At 70.4% G+C, this 6,517-nt stretch carries 6 protein-coding genes; 3 read left to right on the top strand and 3 right to left on the bottom strand.

Features of this window, described 5'->3' with window-relative positions; translation table 11 throughout:
• Both VK923_14185 and VK923_14180 read right to left on the bottom strand, forming a co-directional pair.
• A partial coding sequence (locus VK923_14185) for a hypothetical protein (GenBank protein HSJ45826.1) occupies positions 1-332 on the bottom strand: 332 nt, incomplete at its 3' end.
• A gap of 383 nt (positions 333-715) precedes the next feature.
• Positions 716-1,105 (bottom strand): J domain-containing protein, encoded by a 390-nt coding sequence (locus VK923_14180; protein HSJ45825.1) that lies wholly within the window; start codon positions 1,103-1,105, stop codon positions 716-718.
• 286 nt (positions 1,106-1,391) lie between these two features.
• Here VK923_14180 and VK923_14175 point away from each other — a divergent pair, with 286 nt between their 5' ends.
• The 3 genes from VK923_14175 (at position 1,392) to VK923_14165 (ending at position 5,841) form a co-directional block, all read left to right on the top strand.
• Positions 1,392-3,107, top strand: a complete 1,716-nt coding sequence (locus VK923_14175; protein HSJ45824.1) for a methylmalonyl-CoA mutase family protein — start codon at positions 1,392-1,394, stop codon at positions 3,105-3,107.
• Positions 3,108-3,311: 204 nt separating this feature from the next.
• A complete protein-coding gene (locus VK923_14170; protein ID HSJ45823.1) occupies positions 3,312-4,826 on the top strand; it encodes a pentapeptide repeat-containing protein in 1,515 nt (504 codons plus the stop codon).
• Positions 4,827-4,845: 19 nt separating this feature from the next.
• Positions 4,846-5,841, top strand: a complete 996-nt coding sequence (locus VK923_14165; protein HSJ45822.1) for a hypothetical protein — start codon at positions 4,846-4,848, stop codon at positions 5,839-5,841.
• A 43-nt stretch (positions 5,842-5,884) separates the two neighbouring features.
• Here VK923_14165 and VK923_14160 read toward each other — a convergent pair whose 3' ends face one another.
• Positions 5,885-6,469 carry a hypothetical protein gene (locus VK923_14160; GenBank protein ID HSJ45821.1) on the bottom strand — a complete coding sequence of 195 codons (585 nt, stop codon included), beginning with the start codon at positions 6,467-6,469 and terminating at the stop codon, positions 5,885-5,887.
• Positions 6,470-6,517 lie beyond the last annotated feature (48 nt).

The following is a 6,517-nucleotide window of genomic DNA, read 5'->3' as shown; positions in this document are numbered from 1 at the left end:
TGTTGGAGTTGGCGGATGAGCCGGCGCTTGTACGCTTCGGTCGACTGCCTCTGCGTGAAGTAGTCGCCGCCGAGGTCGGCGTAGGGCTGGTTGCGGTCGAGCAGGTGGTAGGCGATCACCAGAATGGAGTGCCCGACCGCGACCGCGGCCTTGCGTGGGCCTCGGCGTCCCCTGATCCGCGCGTACTGCGCCGACAGGTAGGTGTGCTTGCTGCGCGCGGCGGAATGGGCGGCCTCGACCAGCGCCGTGCGCAGCCACCGGGAGCCCTTGCGGGTTTGCCGGAGTGGTGCTTGCCGGCCGACTCGTTGTTGCCGGGGCACATGCCCGCCCACGACGCCAGGTGCGCCGAGGACGGAAAGCGACCCATGTCGGGGCCGACCTCGGCCAGGATCACCTCGGCGGCGCGCTGACCCGGGCTGCTGCGCCCCACCGCGGGACGTATCCGTATCGACGGCGACGACCCACTGGACGCCTCCACCCGCGACGGCTCGGCGTGGTCCACCAGCAGGCCGGCTTCCCCGCCACGCCGCGAGGGCAGCCCGAACAGCGAGATCGCTGCGGCGCTCCACCTGGCCGAGGAAACCGTGCGCAACTACCTGTCGTTGGCCATCGGAAGTTCGGCGCCCGCAACCGCACCGAGGCGGCCAACCTCGGGCGGAATCGCGGCTGGCTGTGACGTTCCGGCGCCCATCGCCGCGCGCCTGAGCACCGAGGCTCACTCGCGCAGCCAGCGACCGAGTGCGTAGCCGGCGCGGTACCAGCCGCCACGCGTCTGCAGTCTCTGCCGTCCCACCCATCGACCGGCGGACCGCAGCAGCTGCAACCAGAGGTCCTCGGCGTCGCGGATCGACCCGCGCGCACGGTGGAGCGCCCGCAGCTGATCGTACTGGCGCCGGCGGGAGGGCTCGGCCACCAGGCCGTACGCCACGTTGATCCGCTGCATCCGGGCGGTCGCCTGGGCGCGCTCGTCGTCAGGCACGTGATCGGGGTGGTGACGCGCGGCGAGGCGGCGGTACGCGGCCTTGAGGGTGTCGTGATCCGCCGACGGGCGTACCCCCAGGACGGCGTAGGCGTCGACGAACTCGTCCATCGCTGTGCCGGCCACCAGTGTCTCGAGCGGAGCGGATCGCCCCGTGGCGCACCCGCCACGGGCAGCGATACCATACCCACGTGCGGCCGCCGGGGTGGCGGCGCACACGTCAAGGCGGAGCGCACACCGAGGTGAGGCGCACACATCGCGCACCACCCGAACTTCCGCCCACACCCCGAACTCCAGGACCGAAGGTGAGGGGCCGCACGTGGGGGTGGGGGCGAACGTCGGGGTGGTGGCGTTGACGCGGGGTGGCGGGTGGCGACACTGGAAAGGAGCCGACCCGGAACCTGGAGCGCACGTGACCGCCGACGCACCACCCGATCCGACCAGCGACGGTGCCGGTGAGGTGTCCACCAGCGCGCAGGCGTGGCGGGAGGCCTATGCCGCGTCGATGCGGCGCGCCGGCCGGGATCCCGACGAGGTGTACACTACCCTGTCCGACGTCGAGGTGCCGCCGCTCGTGGGGCCTCACAACTACACGCCGGACCCTGAGCGGATGGGGTTGCCTGGCGCGTTCCCGTTCACCCGGGGTGTCTACCCGTCGATGTACCGCGGGCGGCCGTGGACGATCCGCCAGTTCGCCGGCTTCGGCAGCGTCGGCGACACCAACCGGCGCTACCACGACCTGCTCGACGCCGGCCAGCACGGCCTGTCGGTCGCCTTCGACATGCCGACGCTGATGGGCCGCGACTCCGACGAGCCCGAAAGCCTCGGCGAGGTCGGCCACTGCGGGGTCGCCGTCGACACGCTCGACGACATGGAGCGGCTGTTCGACGGCATCCCGCTCGGCGAGATCACGACGTCGATGACCATCAACGCGCCGGCCGTCGTGATCTTCGCCATGTACTGCGTCGCCGCCGAACGGCAGGGCTTCGACCTCGCGGACCTCGGCGGCACGCTGCAGACCGACATCCACAAGGAGTACATCGCGCAGAAGGAGTGGCTCTTCCCGCCGGAGCCGCACCTACGGCTCATCGGCGACCTGATGGAGTTCACAACCGAGCACATGCCGCGGTACCACCCGCTGTCGATCTCGGGGTACCACATCCGCGAGGCGGGTTCGACGGCGGCGCAGGAGCTTGCGTTCACGCTCGCTGCCGGCTTCAGCTATGTCGAGCTCGGCCAGTCGCGCGGCCTCGACCTCGACGACTTCGGGCCGCGTCTGTCGTTCTTCTTCGACAGCCACATCGACTTCTTCGAGGAGATCGGCAAGTTCCGGGCGGCACGGCGGATCTGGGCGCGCTGGATGCGCGACCGCTACGGCGCGAGGACCGACCGGGCGATGCTGCTGCGGTTCCACACGCAGACCGCCGGCGTCAGCCTCACCGCACAGCAACCGGACAACAACATCGTGCGCACCGCGATCGAGGCGCTGGCCGCCGTGCTGGGCGGTACCCAGTCGCTGCACACCAACGCACTCGACGAGGTCCTCGCGTTGCCCAGCGCCCACGCTGCGCGAGTGGCGCTGCGCACCCAGCAGGTGATCGCCGAGGAGACCGAGGTCACCAACACGATCGACCCGCTCGGCGGCTCGTGGTTCGTGGAGTGGATGACCGACACCGTCGAGCAGCAGGCGGAGGACTACTTCGCGCGTATCCTCGAGCTGTCCGACGACGGCACCGTCACCGGCGGCCTGCTGCGTGGCATCGAGTCCGGCTGGTTCTCCTCGGAGATCGCGGATGCGGCGTTCCGCTACCAGCAGCAACTCGAGCGCGGCACAAAGAGGATCGTCGGGGTCAACAGCCATGCGGAGGACACCGACACGGAGCTCGAGATCCTGCGGATCTCCCACGACGTCGAGCAGGCCCAGAACGCTCGCCTGACCACATACCGCGGCCGACGCGACGCCGCGGCGGTCGAGGACGCGCTCGACAAGCTGCGCACCGCGTGCGGCACCGAGACCAACCTCGTGCCCGTGATCATGGACACGGTCCGCGCCAAGGCGACCCTCGGGGAGATCTGCGCGGCCATGAAGGACGTGTTCGGCACCTACCGCGAGGCGCCCGCCCTGTAGTCGCCGACCCTCGCTGATCGGCCGTATCAGCAGCGTACGTTCGCGTCTCTCTTCTGTAGCGCACGGGCGGCGGCCCGCGCTACCTCGGATGGAGGACGCCGGTGTCTCGGCGAAGGAAGAGACGACGATCGCACATCCAGCCAAAGGGCTGGGCGCGTCCTCATGCGCCACCCGGGCCGTCTGTTGCACACGTCGTGCCTCGCCGTGCTCCTGGTGCTGGTGGCGTGCCCCGCGTCCGCGCAGCCGACATCGCGGGAGACGATGTCGGCACAGGACTTCGTCCGGCGGGTCGGCGCAGCGGGCATCGACGAGGAGCACGTCGACGTCGAAGGAACCGTCGATCTGCGGGAACTCGAACGTGTGGGGTACCCCGTGCGCTGCAACGACTGCACGATCTCAGGCTCGCTGCTCGGCTCCGACGTGATCTTCGAGCGCATCGTGGACCTCAGCGGCACACGGATCGACGGCGGGCTGGACCTGCATCGGGCCTCGTTCCGCGAGGCGTTCCTGCTGCAGGCTCCCGTGGGGCAGCGGACCGAGATCGCCGGCACGACGGACCTGGACCTCACGACGTTCGGGCGTCAGGCGGGCTTCGACCGAACGCGATTCCGGAGCTGGTTCACGGCGCGCAACGCCCATGTCGCCGGCAACGCGTCGTTCGTCGAGTCCGAGTTCGTGGGCGACGCACGTCTCGATCGTGCCGTGTTCGCGCAGGCAGCGGACTTCTCGATGAGCACCTTCCGAGGCGACGCCGCATTCGCCCGTGCACACGCGAACCGAACTGCGGTCTTCAGCCAGGCCAGGTTCGACGGCAGAGCCATCTTCGAGGGGGCCAACTTCCACCGCGGAGCCGACTTCACCCTCGCGGTCTTCAACGACGACGCGATCTTCGATGCCGCGGCGTTCGGGGGCGCGACCGCCTTCCGCTTCGTCCAGAGCTACGGTCTGATGTCTCTGGAGCGCGCCCGTGTGTCGGGAGCCGTCGACCTCGGCGCCGCCGACCTGGTCGGTGGGCTCTCGCTCTCGGCCCTCACCGGCACCGAAACGCTGTCGTTGGGCGACGCGATCATCGACGCGGACGCCGATCTGTTCATGGAGTCCGTCCGTGTGCCGGCCCTGTTGATGGACCTCGACGACGTCCAGCGCATCCGGGGATCGGTTGCTCGCCTGGAGACGTTGGCGCTGCTCGAGGACAGCGCCAAGCAGGCGGGTGATCTGGCGACGGCGAACAGTGCCCGGTTCGAGCTGCTGCAGATGCAGAACGGCCTCAAGGACGAGCCCGTCCCGCGCCTGCTCGAGGCGGTGTTCTACCGCTCGATCAGCGGGTACCTGGTGCGACCGTCCCACCCCCTTGTCGCGCTGCTCCTCGCGATGCTGCTCGCCGCGACGCTGCGTGCGATCCACCTGCACCGCCTCGATGACCGCCCGCCCCTGGCCGGTCGCGGAACGACCGCGCGCCAGGCCGCTCGTGCGCTGCACGAACGACTGCGTTACGGCGCCAGGCTCCTGTGGGCCGGACTGGCTGGCTCGGCGGCCCGGCTGCCGGGCGTTCCCGGTGGCAGCGGCGCCACGCACATGCAGGCGGCCCGCGGTCCGTGGGCCTCCAGGGCAGGCACGGTCGAGACGGTGGTCTATCGGATCCTGCTCGCCGTCCTGCTGATCAGCATCGGCAACTCGAGTTCGACGATACGGGAGGTCATCGATGCTGTCCGGGCATAGGGCCATACGACCGCACTGGTTGGCGACCGCGATCTGCCTCGCCTTGCTGACCGCCTGCACGGCGGGTTCGGCGGCGCTCGGAGAGATCACGCGGATCTTCAGCGTGGAGAGCCGCATGAACGGCGACATCGCCTCGGGTGGCGACGACATCCGACCCGGCGCCGTGCTCACCACGGACGAGACCGGCGTGATGGAGTTCGAGCTGTCCGCCACCGGTGTGGCATGCCGGCTGTCCCAGACAGCCGAGGTCACCGTCTCGGACGGCGGAACCCATCCGCTGCGCTACGCGAACGGCACGGCCGTGTGCCGGGTGACTCGTCCACGAGGTGACCCCCTCGTCCTCGAGGCCGGAGAACAGACGCTGGAGGTCGAGCGCAGCGTCTTCCGGGTCAAGTTCGACCCTGACGGCAGCCAGCGCATCGCGGTGCTGCGAGGGGCCATGATCCTCAGGGCGCGGCCGGGTCCCGTCGAGGAGGCGCCTGACGGCCAGGAAGACGGGACGGAGGGCCCGCCGCCGACCACCGAGCAGATATTCCGCCTCCGGACAAGCGACGAGATGCGGCTGAACGATGGGACTGTCAGGTTGGCGGACCTCAGGCTCCGCGAGTGGGAGGTCACTGAGCTGGCCGCCGCCCGGCTGTTCAGCGATGAGCTCACGCGGTTCGAGCGGGAGCTGGGCATCCCGACGCCCGACAGCCCGCCGCCGAGCATTGACGTACCGGCCGCGTCCGAGATGACGCCGGACAGCGAGCCGGGCGACGCGCCCGCCGAGCAACCTACCGAGCCCGCCGTGGGTGGGGATGGAACCCAGGACGATAGGAGCTCGGAGGACGTCGACGGAGGCGCGGACCAGACCGGCGACGGCGCCGATCAGACCGACGTGAGTCCGGGCGACTCCGATGCGGGCACGGCGGAAGGCAACGTGGACGCAGACGGGACCAACGGGGCCGGCGCGCAGAACCCTGACGTGCCGGATGCCGCCGAGGGCGCTGAGGCACCACCGGTAACGCCGTGACGTTGGCGCCCTGGACGTGTCGCCGCCGGTGTACGGATCCTGCTCACCCTGCACGCAACCGTCTCAACAGGGCACGGCCGCGCGGCGAGAGCCGGTAGCCGATGCGGAGGCTCTCCGTGAGGCCCAGCTCCTTCAGGCGGCGGACCCGGCGCTTGAAGCGAAGCGTCTCCTGTCCGGCCTCGGCCGCGAGATCCGGCGCGCGGACGGACGGCCGGCGCGCGATCTGCTCCAGCACGTCGCGCGTCCACGCGCCATCGGCGCTCGCCGCGTCAAGGCGGTCGAGCGCATCCGCCAGGTGCACGATGTCCGCGTCACCCAGGTCCGCCTGCGAGCGCAACACGATGCGCGGATCGTCGCCCACGACGTGGAACGCGATGCGGTACAGCGTGCGATCCGCGCCAGGCTGCAGCGCGTCGAGGACGTCCTGCCGGTCGGCGTGGCCCGCGCGGACCGCGTCCGCGTCGGTGATCTCGCAGGGCTCGATGGCGCGGACCTCGTCGATCGCCAGCACCCCGACCGGCGAACGCAGCGTCCCACCGGCCCGGACGGTCGGTCGCCTCCACCTGCGGAACGCCAGCTGCACGGACCCATTGGCCAGACCCGGCCACAACACCTTCGGGAACAGCACTGGAACGATCGTAATGGACACGGTCCGCGCGGAGGCCACGCTCGGGGA

The sequence above is a fragment of the Euzebyales bacterium genome, assembly GCA_035461305.1.
GTDB lineage: Bacteria > Actinomycetota > Nitriliruptoria > Euzebyales > JAHELV01 > JAHELV01.
The sequence above is the reverse complement of the archived record's forward strand: the minus strand, read 5'-3'. Positions and strand labels throughout refer to the sequence as shown.